Genomic DNA, 18,679 nt, shown 5'->3' with positions numbered 1-18,679 from the left:
ACAGCATGAAACGATATACCCTTATCGCGATGGCTCTTCTCACCACCCTGGCCGTGAACGCCCAGGAAAAGGAAGAAGCTGCATTTGGCATCAAATTATCCGGATTTGTAAAAAACGATTTCTTCTGGGATTCCAGACAGACCGTCGCAGCCAGGGAGGGACACTTCCTGCTGTGGCCCTCCCCCCTGGATCGGGATGAAGCGGGAAATGATATCAACGGGAAAGCCAATTTCAACTTTCTGGCCATCCAGTCCCGGCTGAGCGGAAAAATCACCGGGCCCGACGCTTTCGGGGCGAAAACCTCCGGCCTGATTGAAGGGGATTTCTTTGCCCAGGCCAACGACAATATAAACCTTCTCAGGCTTCGTCACGCTCTTATCAAACTCAACTGGGAGCATCTGGAAGTTTTGGCGGGCCAGTTCTGGAACCCGCTCTTCGTAAACAGCTGTTTCCCGGGGACCGTCTCCTTCAATACGGGAACCCCGCTCCAGTCCTTTGCCCGGAATCCCCAGCTCAGGGTCACCTATCAGACAGGCGGACTAAGTTTCCTAGCTGCCGCTCTTTCCCAGCGCGACTTTACTTCCCTGGGGGAAAACGGGGCAAGCTCCGAGTATCTCAGAAACAGTGCGGTACCAGATATGCACCTGCAGGTTCATTTCGCTGCCGGCCATGAATCAAAAGTGAGCTTCCTGGCTGGTGCGGGCGCCGCCTATAAGACCATTGTGCCACGCCTGTCCAGTACATCGCTGAGCGGGGTGAGCTACCGGGTCGACGAGAAGGTCGGAGGTCTTACCGCCATGGCCTTTACAAAAGTGGTGACCGGCCCACTTACTGCCAAATTGCAGGTCCGCTATGGGGAGAATATCTCAGACGTGCTGGCCATCAGTGGTTTTGCCATCACCGGAATTAATGATATTACCACCGGGGAGCGCTCCTACTCCCCCCTTAGAAGCATGACATTCTGGGGAGAGTTACATAGTAACGGGAACCCTCAGGTGGGTATTTTCGGCGGACTCACCAGCAATAACGGAAGCAAAGAGAGCATCCTGTTCCCGACGGCCGTTTATGGCAGGGCCACAAATATCCGAAGCCTTTACAGGATCGCTCCCCGTGTTATCTATAATGCCGGGAAGGTCAGATTAGCCATGGAGGTGGAATATACCTCTGCAGCCTATGGAGAAAACTATGATGAATTTTATATCCCCGCAGAAACAAGCCGTGCCGATAATCTGAGAATCCTGGCTGCCATCTACTATTTCTTCTAGTTCAGTTTAGACTTCAGGTAGGCTCCGGTATGGGAAGCTTTTTCGGGGATGTTCTCCGGAACTCCTTCATATACGACCGATCCGCCCCGGTCACCCCCTTCGGGTCCCAGGTCGATGATCCAGTCGGCATATTTGATTACTTCCAGATTATGCTCTATAACCAGGACCGTATGCCCCTTTTTGAGCAGTGACTCCAGAGAACGAAGCAGGAGGGATATATCGTGCATATGAAGTCCGGTGGTAGGCTCATCAAAAATGAACAGGATCTTCTCTTCGCTGGACTCCTTGCTCAGGAAGTAAGCCAGTTTGATGCGCTGACTCTCGCCACCGCTAAGGGTACTGGACGACTGACCAAGCTTCACATAGCCCAGTCCAACCTGCTGCAGTGGATTAAGCTTTTTAATGATTCTCTTCTCGGTGGATCCTGAAGCCTGATTGAAAAATTCGATGGCTTCATTAATGGTCATCTCCAGAAGGTCATAAATACTTTTTTCCCTGTACTTCACCTGGAGGATCTCCTCCTTGAAGCGCCTGCCCTGGCAACTCTCGCATACCAGACGAACATCTGCCATAAACTGCATCTCCACCTTGATCTCTCCCTCGCCCTGGCACTCTTCACACCTTCCTCCGTCAATATTGAAGGAGAAATGCGAAGCATTATATCCATGTATTTTTGAAGCCTGTTGGACTGCAAAAAGTTTTCTGATTTCGTCAAAAGCCTTCAGATAGGTGACCGGATTGGAACGGGAGGATTTTCCAATGGGATTCTGGTTGACAAACTCCACCCGGTCCAGCAGGTGCAGATCGCCGGTAAGAAGGTCGTGTTTTCCCGCTTTTTCCCCGGAGCCATTAAAATGCTTGTTCAGGGCAGGATAGAGAATGCGGCTTACCAGGCTCGACTTCCCCGAGCCGCTTACTCCGGTGATCACGGTAAAGATATTCAGGGGGAACTTCACATCGATCGCTTTCAAATTATTTTCCCTGGCTCCTTTGATTTCGAGGTAGTTATTCCATTTCCGCCTCTGAGGGGGTATGGCTATCTTATCCAAACCGTTCAAATACCTGGCAGTAAGGCTCTTCTTTTCTTTCAGTAAATCCTGGTGGTTGCCCTGAAACACCACCTTACCCCCGTTCCTGCCGGCAAGGGGTCCCATATCAATAATATGGTCGGCCGAACGGATAATCTCTTCATCATGCTCCACAATGACCACACTGTTTCCCAGTTGCTGCAACTCCCGCAGGACTCCGATCAGTTGCCGGGTATCGCGCGAATGAAGTCCGATGCTGGGTTCATCCAGAATATAGAGCGATCCCACCAGGCTGCTTCCCAGCGAAGTAGCCAGGTTGATCCGCTGGCTTTCGCCCCCGGATAAGGTCGATGAGAGGCGGTTCAGGGTCAGGTAACCCAGCCCCACATTGTTCATAAAAGTGAGCCTGCTGCTGATCTCCGTCAGCAGTCTTTCAGATACTTCAAGCTCCTTCCTGCTCAGTTTAGGGTGATTAAAAAACTGCTGAAGCTGCGAAATGGGCATAAGAACCAGGTCGCTGATCGTTTTCCCAGCCAGCTTCACATACATTGCCTCTTTACGCAGTCTGCTTCCCCGGCACTCCGGACAGACCGTCTTGCCCCGGTAGCGGGAGAGCATCACCCGGTACTGGATCTTGTACTTCTTCTCCTCCAGGTGTTCAAAGAAACGATGGATGCCTTTAAAGGAACGATTTCCATCCCAGAGCACTTTACGCTGATCCTCAGTGAGCTGGTAATAAGGAGTATGAATGGGGAAATCCAGCTGCTCAGCTTTCAAAATCAGCTTTTCCTTCCACTTCTTCATCTTCTCACCTCTCCAGCATACCACCGCATCCTCATATACAGACAGCTTCCTGTCGGGGATTACAAGTTCTTTATCGATCCCCATCACCTTTCCGTAGCCTTCACAAGCCGGACAGGCTCCAACGGGGTTGTTAAAGCTGAAAAGGTGTTCCGAGGGTTCCTCAAATTCCATTCCGTCGGCCTCAAACCTGGTGGAGAACTCTTCGCTACGCTTTGTTTCAGGGTCCCAGAGAATGCAGTGTCCATGACCAAGCTGAAGAGCTGTCTGTGCCGAATCTCCAAAACGGCTCACCGACTCCTCATCTTTCTGAACCACGATCCTGTCAACCACCAGGTGAAGCAGGAAAAAAGCATGATTGGTCTTTTTACCCTTCAGCGATTCCAGTTCAACAATCTTCTCTTCCACCCTGGCCCGGGTCATCCCTTGCTGAATAAAGATATCGAGCTGGTAATCCAGCTCCTTTTCCTGATTCAGGCAGACTGTTGAAAGCATCACGAGACGCTTTCCCTCCTCCTGTTTCAGGATGTAATCGACCACATCGCTGACCGAATGCCTCTTAACGATCCTGCCGGAAACGGGAGAATAGGTTTTGCCAATCCGGGCATACAACAATTTTATATAATCATAAATCTCTGTGGAAGTACCCACGGTGGAGCGGGGATTCCGGGAATTGACCCGTTGCTCAAGCGCCACTGCAGGAGGAATCCCGTGGATAAAATCGACATCAGGCTTATCGATGCGTCCCAGGAATTGCCTGGCATAGGCGGAGAGGCTCTCCACATACCTTCTCTGGCCCTCCGCATATAAGGTATCGAAAGCCAGGGAGCTTTTGCCAGAACCCGACAGACCGGTAATAACTACCAGTTGGTCCCTGGGGATCCTGATTTCCACGTTTTTCAGGTTATGTACCCTGGCCCCCCGTATATGTATTTCCTGCTCTTCTATGGCTGCTATGATTATGGCGCAAAAATACTATATTTTGCAGAAAGAATTATTTTTACTTACTTGCATCGTTAATCATTCATTAAAAACAGTCTGCCTATCGATACACCTTTACGCTAAACCAATAGAAACAAGCGTTTTGAAAGAAAGTATAACAAGCGACCAGCAACTGGTTCAGGCTTATATTAAAGGTGATCATTCAGCAATTGAAATCTTAATCAACAGGCACCGAAGCAAGGTTTATACCTATATCCTGCTTACCATTAAGAATCATCCGCTGGCCGAAGATCTTTTCCAGGAAACCTTCATCAAGGTAATTCAGTCGCTCAGAGCCGGCAAGTATAAGGATAACGGAAAATTCCTCTCCTGGGTCATACGTATTGCCCATAATCTGATTATTGATCATTTCAGGAAAGAGAAGCAGATGAATGCCATTTCCAATGATGATTCAGAGGTGGACCTTTTCAACAGTAAAAAACTCTCCGACGACAACATCGAGGAGCTGATTATTCACAGCCAGATCAAATCAGAGATCAGAGCACTTATCAATGAACTGCCGGACGACCAGAGAGAGGTGGTTCTTCTGCGTCACTATGGCGGACTCAGTTTCAAGGAGATTGCCGATCAGACCGATGTGAGCATCAATACGGCCCTGGGAAGAATGAGGTATGCCCTGATCAATCTCCGCAAGCTTATCGACGAAAAGAAGCTCTCGCTGACCGTTTATTGAGAAACTTTCAGACCTGCTTACAATATTCCTGAATCTTAGGCGTTTTTATAGAGAAAACCCAATAAAAAATGCCTATGGTAAAAATATCTACCCTGTTTCACCGGGTGGATGGATTTGATGAGCAGAATGCATCGTCCACAATCCCGGTCTTGCTGGATCCCGGTCTTGAAGACCAGTACCTGGAGAACCTGCTGAGACCCCTGAATTTCGACCCCGGGGAAGATCTGGTGAAATCCATTTTAGAGAAAATCTGAAGAGGGCCCTTACGGGCCCTTTTTTTATATGTGACGGAGGGAAACGGCGGCGGTGATCAAGAGGGCTGCCGTTTCAGTGCGCAACCTGGACTCTCCCAGGTGAAAGGGCAGATAAGCGGCCTGAAGCGCCTGACTTACCTCCTCTTCGGTGAAATCTCCCTCGGGTCCGATTAAAAAAGTACAGGCTTCCGAAGGCAACAGTTCATGGATGCTTCGTCGCTCAAGGGGGTAGCAGTGGGCAATCCCCAGGATTCCCCGGCGATCTGTTTTCAGAAACTTCTCCAGGCTTACAGCTTCATTCAATACAGGCTTATATGCCCTCAGTGACTGCTTCATGGCCGAAACCAGGATTTTCTCAAGACGTTCCGGTTTTAATGCTCTTCTTTCGCTTCTCTGACAAATCAAAGGAGTAATCTGACTAATGCCAATCTCGGTGGCTTTTTCAAGGAACCACTCAAAACGGTCCAGGTTCTTGGTGGGTGCCACTGCCAGATGAAGGGAATAAGGCAGCGGCCGGAAGTCCGGGTTATGTGAACGTATCTCTAACTTGCAATGTTTGGGATGATCCTCAACAATCACTGCCTCATACCAGCCTCCCTTTCCATCTACCAGGATTACCCCGTCGCCCCGGCTTAGCCGGAGTACCCGAATGGCATGTTTTGACTCCTGTTCCTCCAGTTCGAAAATGTCTCCGCGGATATGTGGATTATAAAAGAGGTGCATTCCTGAATTTTAAAACTAAAGTAGTAATTTAAGCGGCCAAACCCATCACCCGTGTTCAGAATAGGTGTTCTTTCAGATACTCATGGCTTCTACGATCCAAAGATTGCAGAGTATTTTTCTATGTGTGATGAAATCTGGCATGCCGGGGATATCGGTGATTTTGAGGTTGTAAGCCGGCTCCGTCGTATTGCTCCTGTGCTTGCCGTATACGGGAATATTGACGGCAGTGCCATCCGTTCCAGAGTTCCGGGTCACCAGCGTCAGATTCGTGAGGGACTGGATATCTGGATGACACACATCGGAGGGTATCCCGGGAACTATGATACCCGCGTAAAACCAGAAATATTTATCCGGCCACCCGGACTCTTTATCACAGGACATTCCCATATCCTCAAGGTCATGCCCGACAGGAAAAACGGCTTCCTGCATATCAATCCCGGTGCGGCAGGACGAAACGGCCTTCACCAGGTACGGACCCTGGTCCGTTTTGAAATAGAAAAGGGACGCGTGGGGAATCTGGATGTTATAGAACTGGGCAGCCGGTCGGGAGAAACTGTCGCCTGAGCCCTATTCCTCAAAGCTCAGGAAACGGTCGATAAACAAATCCAGTCTTCTCCTCGCGGCCAGACTGTATACATACGGAGCCTGCCCGACCTTTCCTTTGACCCTTCTGTCCCCGGCTTTGAGATCAAAAACGATTTGATTAAAACTGCGGTTGGAGGAGAGTACCTGGAGACCGCCCGGAGAATAGGCAATATAATACCAGGTATTATCGTCGGCTCTCAGGTAGATATCGAAGAGGTCACCTGAGCCTCTCTCCACAAGTTCCACATAAGCCTCAAGCTTTTTATTCACCTGGATATCTCCAATATTTCCTATTCCCACCATTCCCTTGTAGCGGAAGGAGTGGGAGTCCTGGTTCCATGTAAGAGGCAGATCGCTGAAGAAAATCGTATGCTTCCACCGGGGCGGAATCTCTTCATAGGCACCATAGAGCCCCATCTGCTTCTCCAGTTCGCTTGCCAGATCCCTGCCAAGCAGGTCTTTCATGGCCAGCTGGTAAAACGGATCCGTCAGATCCACCGGATCAAGCTGGGGCAGGCTGTCGATTTCTGCTCCCATCACCCGCAGAGCCTCCGTGGAGAAGGGGAAGTCCATACCCAGGACCAGGCGCGCCCCGAATTCTCCTTCGCTGATCCTGTGCGTGGTGTTCCCCGTCGAAACCATCTTCACCTGTCCAAATTCCAGATTCAGATTTACAGGACCTTCCCCGTAAACCTGGCAACTCTCCGTTTCCAGTCTCAGGTATTGGCCGGGCCAGCTCTGGTCCGCCAGTTTCTCTGGAGTGGAAATTACATAGTCCTCCCGGTCCGGATCATAGATCAGCTCCCCATAAGCCGAGCTAATACTGGCATCAAAGTAATCTTTCCTCCCTGAAAGGAAAGTAGAGTATATATGGGTGGAATCCCTGGTTATCATGGTGCCTGAAAATATCTTATTCAGATCGGTGTTCTGCATCTGTGCAGGTACAGGAATGCGGATATTTGCAGGATCAATGGCTGCGTTGAAACGCAACCAGGACTTGCCCAGATCACATTCATGAACCAGCCTGACTCCCCCATCAAAGGAGAGAAACAAGGTATCTACAGAAAGTTGAACCTCTCCCTGAAAGTCAAAATAAGGACTTAACATAAATGGGGCATCCTCAGCCACAGTCCCGGTCGCCAGGGTAAGGATGGAGGTATCGACCCAGATCTTATCAAAATAAACCTGATAAGCGTTCCCGAAGGCATCCAGATAATCATAGTATCCTGAAGCCTTATAGTCCTTCGCTCCGTTCACTGCAACGGATGCATTATAGATCTGGTACTGCCTCATGTTCTTGCTGGCCAGAATCCTGGCATTCTCAAGCTGGCTCATGGTGGCCCTGTATCCGACATCCAGTTCTTTTTCGTGAGGAAATACATAGGCATCCCCCACCTCGATGAACGGAACTCCGGATGCATGCAACAGCCTCGACCGGTAATTATAGACTGCCTGGGGGGAGACGAAATTCAGACTGTCCTGAAGGGGATGTGTGGAGGTATAGGTGGGTCCGTCGGTGATCAGAGAATCAATGCCGATATCCACGTGGTTCTCAGGCAAGAGTTTTTCCTGCGACATGGCAACCTGATCCTCATCCATATACCAGGTCATCTTATCCAGGCGGGTTTGATACAGGTTGTATGGCAATTCTATTAAGGTGGCATCTCCATTGGCCATGAACTCTCCCTTCCGCTGATCCAGGTCCACAAATACCTGTACATCATTCGTCAGGAACGGAAACTCATCAAAGGAACCGGCCGTCAGCTTCACACCACAGGAGTCGGCCCGGATTGTTCTGGAACTGTAACGGAATAAATCCGATTCTAAACGCGCATCCGGAAACCCGATCACCCCGTTTCCGGTCAGACCGGATGGGCTGAGTGCCAGATCCCCACCATGAAAAACGCTGTCTTTGAATACTTTAAACACCTCTTCCACTCTGGATATTTCAAGCAGGTTCTCCTCCGGAAACAATTTCAGATCAGCTTCACGGTTCTCCACATAGGGATATTCTGTGGCCTCTTGATGTTCCCGAAGCAGAAAATGCCTGGAACGTGCCATCATGGAGTCGGGGTGCATCATAAACAAATCCGACTCGGTGGTAGAGCTTAAATAATCCATGGTCCCATATCCGCGCAATCCCCCGCTGCTCATCTCAAGGTCGCTGTAGAGCTTCGCTACCCCACCGTAAATCTCAATGCCCTCTTCCGGAGTCTGCATATAAAAGCCCAGGGAGTTATCGTCCCTGAGTGTCATTTCCAGATCGATAGGAGGAAGTATGCCGGCAGAGATAAAGGTCCCCTTGGGAGCAATGGCTTCGGGACTGAAATTATCCAGGCTATCGATGGTGAAGGGTTCCATCCGGAAATAGAAATCCTCCCTGTGGTAAACCCCGTTCTGAATACTCATATCATCGAAATAGATATAGGAGCCCTCCAGACTTGTAAAGGTGGGATATTGCGGATAATTCGCCAGACCTGATTTATTCCTGGGATCATCGATCAGCAATTGCCCGGTCATTTCCTCCATGGCGTTCTCGATCCGTGCCAGGATAGGTTCGCCATACTGGTTCACTTCATCCGTGTAGATCGAGATCTTGAGTGAGTCGATCCGCTGCATGTCTATCTTGAAATTCTCGTAGTCGAAAAAAAAGTTCTTTCCGGAAATCTGAAACAGTCCGGCATCCACAAGGCCATCGAACTGGAAAGACCTGTTTCGCTTCATAACAATCCGGTTCTCTGTTGGAATCAATCTCACATTCTGTGAATCACTCAGGAAAATGACCGGGACACCCGAGATGGTCAGATCCCTTGTAAAGAGATCCAGCTGAGCATTGGAAGTCCCTTCGGTTCTTGAAAGGAAGCGGATCACATCATAATCTCTTTGCTTCATGGAGGCCGAGATATAGTCGAAGGTCTTCTGGCGGACGGTAATAAGGTTCGATTGGTCATCGTAGTAGACAAATCCGTCTTTCGTGAGACTCATGAGCAGGTGACGAACCTGGTATTCAGGATATCCGATATAACCCGCATAATTCGGCAGTGCAAAAGTCTCCCCTCCAAGCATCCTGGAATAGGTATAAAGCTGAGCCAGCGGATGTTCAAGATCCATGGCCTGCAAACCTGTATAGAATCCGTAGTCGAAGAAGGTATTTGACTCGAAGGTGGCACGTCCAACGGAAGTTCCCTGCAGGGCCTGAAACTTTATCAAGGATTCTCCCCTGTTCCAGCTGAGCTCATCAAAATTCATATCCAGCTTATGATACGAGTTGGAATAGGGGCCCAGTGACTTGAAGTCTTCCGACTTATTCAGCCGCAACTGGTCCCTGGCAACATCAAAAGTGAGTTCCAGGTCAGGATGAAAGATCGAGTCTTCTCCAAAAAAAATAGAGACTGAAGAGTGTGGCGCCCTGATAAACCTGCCATTCATGGAGACCCTGTCTGAGGTGAACCTCAGACGCAGGGTATCGCTGGCATATATTTCAAGCATTGCCGGCTCTTTTCCCACCGATGATCCGACCAGGTTGGAGCCCTCAATACTCAAGCCTCCCCGGTAGTTAATCCCCGGGACAAAATCATCGATCCTGTAGGAACTTTTATAGGAAGTGAACTTCGGGTAAACAATGGATGTAAGATCCTTGATAAGTGTCACCTTGTCTTCCAGTTTTCCCAGAGCAATTCCTTCAAACAGTGCCGGGTAATACAGTTTTGCAGAATCGGCCGTATAGCCGGGCGTTCTCAGATTTATCTGAAAGTCACCCAAAACAGCATTCATTTCATTATCTGGCATACCCACCCTTTCCCAGCTTACCATGCCATGCGTCCCATACCAGTGAAGTTCAAAGGGATCTATATAACCGGTGGCGTCCCGTATTTGAATAAAATCCCTGCCGGAATAACAGGCCAGGGTTACGTCCTCAAAACGGACCCTTATCTTCTCATCCAGATAAAACTGAAATGATGGTGTGGCCACCCTCCAGGTAATGGTATTCGAGTCAAACACAATATTCTCGTCCAGCAGGGAGAAAGAGAGGGAGAGCCACTGATCAATCTCCCTGATCGATACATCGGGGCTCCGCAGCAGCCGGGAAGTTCCTTCCAGCCACAAATCATATCCGTGGGAAGTCTTGCCTTCCGTAAAAAACTCCATCATGATCCTCTGGTAGTTGATGAAGTGAGGTCGCGGTCTGCACTTGCGCTTAAGCAGCAGGTTGGACACATCGATAATCTCCAGTTGCTGCTCATAGGAAAGAGAATCAAAAACATTCAGAAATCTCTTAAAATCAATAATTTCCTCCGACTCCAGGTGAGCCCCGGTGAAAGTAAGCAACTCTGAAACAAAGAGCCCCGTATCTCTGGAAAACTCCCGGATGGACTGTGCATTAATCAGTTTTCCAAGAAGAAGAAGTACAATGATGATGGTGGCCGTTTTTTTCATAGTTAGCCTTCCGTGTTCCATGGCTTGGTAAATGTGAGGGATATCCAGTTGGATTCCTCACTGGTATTACGGTGTTCCAGCCTGCACCTGTATGCCTCATTGAGAACATATTGCACATCCTCCGCCAGAATACCGCTCAGAAGCATCACTCCCCCGGCGATCAGGTGCCGGGTATAGATCCTCAGGTCACGCACCAGGGTATTCCGCGTGATATTTGCAAGAATCAGATCAAATATCTCCTCCTTAAGAGTCCCGGCATCTCCCAGGCGTACTTCCATGGCTGAAGTTCCGTTCCTGCTTACATTTTCCAGAGCATTTTCATAAGCCCACTGATCATTGTCCACTCCCAGTACCCGCCCGGCGCCCATCTTGCAGGCATAGATCCCAAGCACTCCAGTTCCGCACCCCATGTCCAGAATCCGCTTTCCCTCCAGCTGATGGTTTCCCATCTCCCTGATCATCAACCTGGTGGTATAGTGATGACCGGTCCCAAAGGACATCTTTGGTTCGATAATGATGGTACAGGACCGGTCCTTGGATGAATCATGAAACGGGGCCCGGATCAGTATCCTTTCACCAATGAGCACCGGGTCGAATTTCTTCTCCCATTCCTGGTTCCAGTTCTGATCCTCCGTAAGGTGAAAACGGTACTGGACCTTTATCTTTAAGGCTGCCAGCTCATCCAACAACCGATTGAAGCGATCTTCCCTGTATTGCTTCTCCTCAATGTAAGCCTGGATATCGTCATCACCCTCTATGAATCCCTCGAACCCGATCTGCCCCATCTTGGCGAACAGAATCTCCTTATCACCCTTGCTCCACGATCTGGCCGGTATAACAAATTCAAGGAATGCCATAGAGGCTTTTAAACTTAATAAGAGTTAACAATAGCCAGGAAGTCTTCCGCCTTCAGTGAAGCTCCCCCGATTAAGCCTCCATCCACATCGGGATTGGCAAAAAGTTCTGCTGCATTGGTGGGATTACAGCTTCCCCCGTACAGGATGGTCATATTCTCAGCTACCTCTCTGTCGAACAACTCCACCAGAAGATCCCTGATGTATTTATGCATCTCCTGCGCCTGCTTGGGAGTGGCTACAACCCCCGTACCAATGGCCCAGACAGGCTCATAGGCCAAAACCACCTGCTTCATTTCTTCTTTGTTCAAACCAGACAGCCCTACCGTGACCTGCTCCCTGATCACATCAAAAAGCGTACCGCTTTCACGCTCCTCCAGGACCTCTCCACAACAATAAATAGCTTTCAGACCCTTTGAAATGGCCAGTTTTATCTTCTTATTAAGAAGATCATTTTTCTCCCCGAAATAACTCCGTCTCTCAGAATGTCCCAGAATGACATATTCGACCCCAGATGAAATAAGCATATCGGGAGAAACCTCCCCGGTATAGGCGCCGGACTCCTCGGACGCACAGTTCTGGGCACACAGCTTTACATTAGCGATCAAATCATTCACCCGGCTCAGATGGGTATATGGAGGAGCTATTATCAGCAGTGCATCACTGCTCTTCTCTTTTTCCAGTCTTTCAACAGCTTTTGCCAGTTCCATCCCCTCTTTCAGAAGGGTATTCATTTTCCAGTTTCCTGCAACAATTTTCTTTCTCATTTCAATTTTGTCGTTAATGATTCTTATTTAAAAATAGTAAATATTCAATAAGCTCAGGAGCTCCGCTTGTTTATAACTTCACCGGGTAGAATTGGCCCGAGATAAACATCAGCAGGAGCAGGGCCAGGACAAAGGCCAGACTTACTCCCCTTTCACGCCTGTCAGCCCCGTCTTTCCAGAGCAACTCCGGAGTGAACTGTTCGAATTCGACCAGATCAAAAGAGAAGCCGTCCAGCAGCCCTGATTCCATCATCATCTGAGTCTCTTCATCCTGAGGAGCCGAAGCGTTTCCAAGCAACTCGGTCCACTGCGGATAAAGCTGCTCCAGGAGAGGGAGATCCCTGTAGCCCCATTTTGCCAGGATGGTGCCATTTTTCACCAGCATAAAACCTGGATTGGAACGTACAATGGTCTTCAGCATAATATCATCCCCTGCCAGAAAGGGATAGCCCAGTCCCAGCTCTGCAGAGATCCTCTCCACCTCTGAGGTGGTGGATGCAGTGACGGCGTAAAAAGAGAAGTCGCCGGCAAAGGACTGAAGCTGGAACCATTCCCCTGCCCGGAACAGGGCCTGCTCATCCGCAGCACTCAGATCATAACTTAGCATGATCATGCTGTATTCCCGGTCGGCGAGAATCGCATCCACCAGATCGTTCCCGTAATCATCCAAAATCGCAAAATCATGGATCGGGGGTTCATATCCCCTTTTCACCAGCTTCGATTCGCTGGTCACGAATTCCCATTGAGCCGTATCTTTCGGATAATTCTCCATGGTGAACGAATCCTCTTTCCCGGTCGCCCTGTTCCTGTAGATTAAAGTGGTTGAATATTCATCCACAGCCACACCCTCGGGAATCTTCATCTCTTCACCGATGACGGTGCCAGCATCGTAGGGTCTGAAATCGATCAGGGGCAAATGCCGGTAGTTCCAGACAGAGAAGGCGGACGCCATGACAAAGAAGCTTCCCACAACGATCCATTCTCCGACTGCAGGACCTCCGCCAGCATCTGCCTTCCTGGAAACATAGAGGAACAGCACAAATACCATAAGCACCACATTCTTAAAAAATGTCTGCCAGTTGGTCAGGATCAGGGCATCGCCGAAGCAACCGCAGTCCGAGACCGGATTAAAGATGGCAAGAATCAGGGTAAGCAGGGTAAAAAAGGACATAAACCACATCAATACCTGGTACATGGTCTTCCTGCGATATCCCAGAAGCAAGGTGATCCCAAGCACCAGTTCAAAAGCGGAGAGAAAGATTCCCAGGGGAAGTGTCAGAAAATCCAGAAATCCCAGTTTAAAAGCCATAAAGTAATCGGCAAACTTATAGGCCGAGCCCAGTGGATCCAGCGCTTTAACAAAGCCACTGAAAATGAACACCACCCCGACCACGACGCGGCTCAGCAAACGAAGGTATTTCATCACAGTAATTCTATTTGTTGAATTAATAGACTTGAAATATCACCCGGCGGGAGCATGTTTCCATCAGGATCCATACAGTCCAGGATCATCAGATCATCCACATGTTCACGGAGTGAGAGATATATCTGCCTGACCTGCTCCTGAAAACCGAGATTCTCTTCATGAATATCCCGCTCTCCCTTCAAATAGGCCCGGTCCTCTCCGTTTCTTGCTAAATTCAGTTGTTTCCTGGTAAACTCGAAAGGAACATTCAGATAGAGGTTCAGATCGGGTTTCGGCAGTTGATTATATCCAAATTCGAAGTCCAGGATCCAATCCCTTAACCTGTTCTGCTCTTTCCTGCTGGCCAGTTTGGCACACTGAAATGCAATATTGGAATAGACATAACGGTCCACGATCACCAGGTTCCCTTCATCCATCCACTGCCTGATCTTTTCAGAAGCATCCGCCCTGTCACCGGCGAATATCAGCGCCACAAGGTAGGGGTCAACCTGGTCATTGGCCCCCATCTCACCACGCAGGAACCTGGCCACCAGATCCCCGTATACACCCTCTTCCAGTCTTGGAAAATGAAGATAACGGTATGGAACTGTTTTCTTTTCCAGGTATTCCCTCAACAGTTTTAGCTGTGTGGATTTACCCGAACCATCCAAGCCTTCAATCACCAGGAAACGCATGAATCAATTGTGGATTTTTTAGTGTAATTTTAAACCAGTTTCCAAACATACAAAAATATAGGAGCAACCTACAGAGAATCGATGAAGAACTTCTCCACACCCACTCCACTATTCTCAAAGAACCTTTCGCTGAATCTGGGGGGAAGCATCATGGACCTTTCCACTCCGCGTGTGATGGGAATCATCAATGTTACTCCGGACTCCTTTTACCAGGACAGCAGGGTAGCCAACCCGGAACTGGCAGTTGAGAGAGCCAGAGAAATGATCGGCCAGGGAGCCGATATCCTGGATGTGGGTGCCGTCTCATCCAGGCCTGGCGCAGAAGAAATACAGGAATATGAGGAAGTGGCAAGATTGTCGCCCGTCCTGGAAGCTTTAAGGCAGCACTTTCCGGATTTTCCCCTGTCGATAGATACCTGGAGATCCGGGGTCGCCCGTCTGGTTCAAGAGAGATTCGGCGTACAGATGATCAATGACATCTCGGCCGGAAATATGGATCCGGATATGTTTCCTACCATGGCTCAGCTGGGAATTCCTTATGTCATGATGCATATGCAGGGAACACCTCTGACCATGCAGGAAGAGCCTGCCTATGAAAATATGGTGGATGAACTCCTGCAATTCTTTGCTGAAAGGGTTTATAAACTGAGAAAACTCGGATTAAATGATATCCTTATTGACCCGGGTTTTGGATTTGGAAAAACCCTGGAACAGAACTTTGAGCTATTGAAACAGTTTGACTCATTTCAAATGCTCGAACTGCCATTAATGGCCGGTGTATCTCGCAAATCAATGATTTACAAAATGTTGGAATCCGATCCGGATCATGCCCTCAACGGTACTACGGCCGCTCATATGGCACTCCTGATGAAGGGAGCCCATTTTCTCAGGGTCCACGATGTGTCGGCAGCAAAAGAAACAGTAAAGATCTTCCGGCAGATTTACTAAATTTGGGCTCAGAACCTATGATGCTCACCGCTTTTATACATATCCGCCTTCTGGATATCTTTGATATCTTCCTGGTCGCTGTCCTCTTCTACCAGCTTTATCTGATGATCAGGGGAACAGTGGCCTACAGCATCACCCTGGCCATTGCAGCCATCTATATTTTCTGGTGGGCCGTGCGTGCCATGCAGATGGAGCTGCTCAGCACCATCCTGGGTTCAGTCCTGGGAGTCGGTGTCATTGCACTGATCATTGTTTTTCAGCAGGAAATCCGAAGGTTCCTGATTTTTATCGGATCCCGTTATGTGGATGGGAATCGCATCAGTGTGGAAAAGATTCTGAACCTCCGTTTCGAAACCAAGGCCCAGGTCAAGATACGGTCCATTATGAAAGCAGTGATGCAATTTTCGCTGGAGAAGACAGGAGCATTGATCGTGATTAAGAAAAAATCTAATCTGGATATGTATGCCGAAACCGGAGATGTACTCAACGCCGAGACATCCAGCAGACTTTTCGTAAGCATTTTCAACAAGAACAGTCCCTTGCATGATGGCGCTGTCATTGTGGAAAACGATAAAGTGAAGGCCGCCAGGGTGATTCTCCCGGTCACTGATAAAATGGATCTCCCACCCGAGTATGGCTTACGGCACCGGGCCGGACTGGGTATTTCCGAGGTAAGCGACTGTCTGGTAATTATCGTATCGGAGGAAACCGGACAGATTTCCATGGCAGAAAACGGAATCCTTCAGAAAAATATCCCTTCCAGGGTTCTGAGACAGAAACTGGAAAAGGATTTTGCATAAAGCCTAGTTTCTGCCGATAAGTGACTTCTCCTCACGCCGGAGCAGGCGCATAATATTTGTCCGGTGTGTGATCATAACCAGTACCAGCACCACCAGAGAGAAAATCTGCATGCTCAGGTACTCCGATCTGAAAACCCAGATGACCCAGACCGGATAGGTAAGCACGGCAATCAGTGAGCCCAGTGCCGATATCCTGCTAATGAGGAAGACCAGCAAATAGATCCCCATGGCTGCCAGAGCGGCATAGGGATGCAAGGCCAGAGCGACTCCGGTAATGGTGGCTACCCCCTTTCCCCCCCTGAATCCGGCAAAAACGGGAAAGATATGACCAATCACCGCTGCCAGGCCCAGACCTATTCTCAGGATCATCCATAGCTCCGTACCGGGGAAAACCTCGTGTTGTAAAAGAGCCAGGGCGACGGCCAGGTATCCTTTGGCCATATCCAGGAGCAGCACCAGGATTCCCGGAGCTTTTCCAAGTACGCGAAAGGCATTGGTGGCTCCGGCATTTCCGCTTCCATGTTCCCGCAGGTCTATTCCCTTCATGGCTCTGCCCAACCAGACCGAGCTTGGTATGGATCCCAGCAGGTAAGCCAGTCCAATCATAAAAATCAACAGAAACATATTATAGCACAGATGATAAGTTCAATGAGCTCTCTTGTCTGATGTGATGCATGGATTAAAGTTGCGGCCCGGCTGCAACCAGAGCCCTGCCCTCCTCGTTGTCGGTGAATTGTTTGAAGTTATTGAAAAACAATTCAGCCAGGTGTTTTGCTTTTTCCTCCCATTCAGCCGGATCTTCATAAGTATCTCTTGGATCCAGTACATCGCCCGAAATACCGGGTAATTCCAGAGGCACTTCCAGATTAAAAATCGGAATCATATGCGTTTCAGCCTTGTCCACGGTCCCGTCGAGGATCATATCAATGATGCACCGGGTATCTTTTATGGAGATCCGCTTCCCGGTACCATTCCACCCGGTGTTAACCAGGTAGGCTTTGGAACCTGCAGCTTCCATCCTTTTTATCAGTTCCTCTCCGTATTTGGTGGGGTGAAGGGTCAGGAAGGCAGCCCCGAAACAGGCTGAGAAAGAGGGCACCGGATCGGTGATTCCGCGTTCCGTACCGGCCAGTTTAGCGGTAAAACCCGACAGAAAATGGTATTTGGTCTGCTCCGGTGTCAGTTTTGATACCGGAGGCATAACCCCGAAGGCATCTGCCGTCAGGAAGATCACCCTGCTGGCGTGTCCTCCTCTGGAGACAGGCTTCACAATGTTGTCAATATGGTAGATCGGATAAGACACCCTGGTATTCTGTGTCTTGGAAGCGTCATCAAAATCAACTTTACCATCCGGGGCCACGATGACATTTTCCAGAAGCGCATCGCGCCTTATGGCATGATAGATATCCGGTTCACTCTCCTCGCTCAGATGAATGGTCTTGGCATAGCAGCCCCCTTCAAAATTGAAGATACCATCGTCATCCCAGCCATGCTCATCATCCCCGATCAGGACTCTTTTCGGATCGGTGGACAGGGTGGTTTTTCCGGTCCCCGAGAGTCCGAAAAAAATGGCAGTATTCCCGTCACTGCCCACATTGGCGGAGCAGTGCATGGCAGCAATCCCTTTCAGGGGAAGGTAGTATTTCATGATGGAGAAAATTCCTTTTTTCATCTCACCCCCGTACCAGGACCCACCGATAACCCCCATACGCTCGGTGAGGTTAAAGAATACGAATACTTCAGAATTAAGCCCCTGCTCCTTCCATTCCGGATTTACGGTTTTTGCGGCATTAAGAACCACAAAATCAGGTTCAAATGTTTCCAGTTCCGCTTCGCTGGGGCGTATAAACATATTCTTGACAAAATGAGCCTGCCAGGCTACTTCCATAATAAATCTGACCTTAAGCCTGCTGTCTTCGTTGGCACCACAAAAACAATCCATTACAAAAAGCCTTTTACCCGAGAGCTGGGAAGAAGCCAGTTTATATCCATGATCCCAGACCTGCTTGCTGATCGGTTTATTGTCGGAGGATCTGGCCTGTTCAGATTTCCACCAGACCGTGTCCCGGGTGGTATCATCCATAACCACGTACTTATCTTTGGGCGAACGACCGGTAAATATCCCTGTATCCACTTTTACAGCACCAAACTCACTCTCCACTCCCACTTCAAATCCTTCCAGGGCGGGATTCATTTCCTCTTCATACAGCTGCTCATAAGAAGGGTTGTAGACCACGTCGGCCGTCCCAGTGATGTCATACTGTGTAAGTTTCAACTTGTTCAAAATATCTACCATCGTGTTTCAAATTATAATTTTTTGAATTGATTTTGTTCAAATATGTAAGATTTTCAGAGCTTGTCCTGATATACATCTATACGAATATCCTAAAAAAAAGCGGCAAAATCAAACTTTGCCGCTTTATTGGTATATTAAAAATCCCG

Annotated in this window: 15 protein-coding genes; 6 read left to right on the top strand and 9 right to left on the bottom strand. The window is 49.0% G+C overall.

The window, feature by feature from the left end; genetic code table 11:
• Nucleotides 1-5 precede the first annotated feature (5 nt).
• Nucleotides 6-1,265 (top strand): hypothetical protein, encoded by a 1,260-nt coding sequence (locus tag P1P86_09575; GenBank protein MDF1575427.1) that lies wholly within the window; start codon nt 6-8, stop codon nt 1,263-1,265.
• On the opposite strand, the gene uvrA is transcribed toward P1P86_09575, so the two are convergent.
• Nucleotides 1,262-4,042 carry an excinuclease ABC subunit UvrA gene (gene uvrA / locus P1P86_09570; protein ID MDF1575426.1) on the bottom strand — a complete coding sequence of 927 codons (2,781 nt, stop codon included), beginning with the start codon at nt 4,040-4,042 and terminating at the stop codon, nt 1,262-1,264. The genes P1P86_09575 and uvrA overlap by 4 nt on opposite strands.
• 136 nt (nt 4,043-4,178) lie before the next feature.
• On the opposite strand from uvrA, the gene P1P86_09565 reads away from it, so the two are divergent.
• Nucleotides 4,179-4,769, top strand: a complete 591-nt coding sequence (locus P1P86_09565) for a sigma-70 family RNA polymerase sigma factor (GenBank protein ID MDF1575425.1) — start codon at nt 4,179-4,181, stop codon at nt 4,767-4,769.
• Between the two features lie 74 nt (nt 4,770-4,843).
• Nucleotides 4,844-5,023, top strand: a complete 180-nt coding sequence (locus tag P1P86_09560; protein ID MDF1575424.1) for a hypothetical protein — start codon at nt 4,844-4,846, stop codon at nt 5,021-5,023.
• A 24-nt stretch (nt 5,024-5,047) separates the two neighbouring features.
• On the opposite strand, the gene P1P86_09555 is transcribed toward P1P86_09560, so the two are convergent.
• A complete protein-coding gene (locus P1P86_09555) occupies nt 5,048-5,746 on the bottom strand; it encodes a 16S rRNA (uracil(1498)-N(3))-methyltransferase (protein ID MDF1575423.1) in 699 nt (232 codons plus the stop codon).
• 51 nt (nt 5,747-5,797) lie between these two features.
• Here P1P86_09555 and P1P86_09550 point away from each other — a divergent pair, with 51 nt between their 5' ends.
• The gene (locus tag P1P86_09550; protein ID MDF1575422.1) at nt 5,798-6,310 is read left to right on the top strand and encodes a metallophosphoesterase family protein; all 513 of its coding nucleotides are present in this window, start codon (nt 5,798-5,800) and stop codon (nt 6,308-6,310) included.
• A 3-nt stretch (nt 6,311-6,313) separates the two neighbouring features.
• Here P1P86_09550 and P1P86_09545 read toward each other — a convergent pair whose 3' ends face one another.
• From P1P86_09545 to tmk, 5 genes are all read right to left on the bottom strand, one after another.
• Complete coding sequence (locus tag P1P86_09545; GenBank protein ID MDF1575421.1) at nt 6,314-10,789, bottom strand: hypothetical protein; 4,476 nt, start codon at nt 10,787-10,789, stop codon at nt 6,314-6,316.
• Nucleotides 10,771-11,625, bottom strand: a complete 855-nt coding sequence (gene prmA / locus P1P86_09540) for a 50S ribosomal protein L11 methyltransferase (GenBank protein MDF1575420.1) — start codon at nt 11,623-11,625, stop codon at nt 10,771-10,773. The genes P1P86_09545 and prmA overlap by 19 nt, the downstream gene beginning before the upstream one ends.
• Before the next feature lie 14 nt (nt 11,626-11,639).
• Entirely contained in the window at nt 11,640-12,389 is a 750-nt protein-coding gene (gene tpiA, locus P1P86_09535) for a triose-phosphate isomerase (protein ID MDF1575419.1), read from the bottom strand.
• Between the two features lie 70 nt (nt 12,390-12,459).
• Nucleotides 12,460-13,812 carry a DoxX family protein gene (locus P1P86_09530; GenBank protein MDF1575418.1) on the bottom strand — a complete coding sequence of 451 codons (1,353 nt, stop codon included), beginning with the start codon at nt 13,810-13,812 and terminating at the stop codon, nt 12,460-12,462.
• The gene (gene tmk / locus P1P86_09525; protein ID MDF1575417.1) at nt 13,812-14,489 is read right to left on the bottom strand and encodes a dTMP kinase; all 678 of its coding nucleotides are present in this window, start codon (nt 14,487-14,489) and stop codon (nt 13,812-13,814) included. Before tmk ends, P1P86_09530 begins: the two co-directional genes overlap by 1 nt.
• A gap of 81 nt (nt 14,490-14,570) precedes the next feature.
• Between tmk and folP the strand changes: the two genes are divergently transcribed.
• Both folP and cdaA read left to right on the top strand, forming a co-directional pair.
• Nucleotides 14,571-15,437: a dihydropteroate synthase gene (folP, locus tag P1P86_09520; GenBank protein ID MDF1575416.1), complete on the top strand. Its 867-nt coding sequence runs from the start codon at nt 14,571-14,573 to the stop codon at nt 15,435-15,437.
• 2 nt (nt 15,438-15,439) lie between these two features.
• On the top strand, nt 15,440-16,237 hold the full coding sequence (cdaA, locus tag P1P86_09515) for a diadenylate cyclase CdaA (GenBank protein MDF1575415.1): 798 nt from the start codon (nt 15,440-15,442) through the stop codon (nt 16,235-16,237).
• A 3-nt stretch (nt 16,238-16,240) separates the two neighbouring features.
• On the opposite strand, the gene plsY is transcribed toward cdaA, so the two are convergent.
• Nucleotides 16,241-16,861, bottom strand: coding sequence for a glycerol-3-phosphate 1-O-acyltransferase PlsY (gene plsY / locus P1P86_09510; GenBank protein ID MDF1575414.1), 621 nt, complete (start codon nt 16,859-16,861; stop codon nt 16,241-16,243).
• 55 nt (nt 16,862-16,916) lie between these two features.
• Nucleotides 16,917-18,521 carry a phosphoenolpyruvate carboxykinase (ATP) gene (pckA, locus tag P1P86_09505; protein MDF1575413.1) on the bottom strand — a complete coding sequence of 535 codons (1,605 nt, stop codon included), beginning with the start codon at nt 18,519-18,521 and terminating at the stop codon, nt 16,917-16,919.
• Between the last annotated feature and the right edge of the window lie 158 nt (nt 18,522-18,679).

The organism is Bacteroidales bacterium, from assembly GCA_029210725.1.
Classification (GTDB): Bacteria; Bacteroidota; Bacteroidia; order Bacteroidales.
The sequence above is the reverse complement of the archived record's forward strand: the minus strand, read 5'-3'. Positions and strand labels throughout refer to the sequence as shown.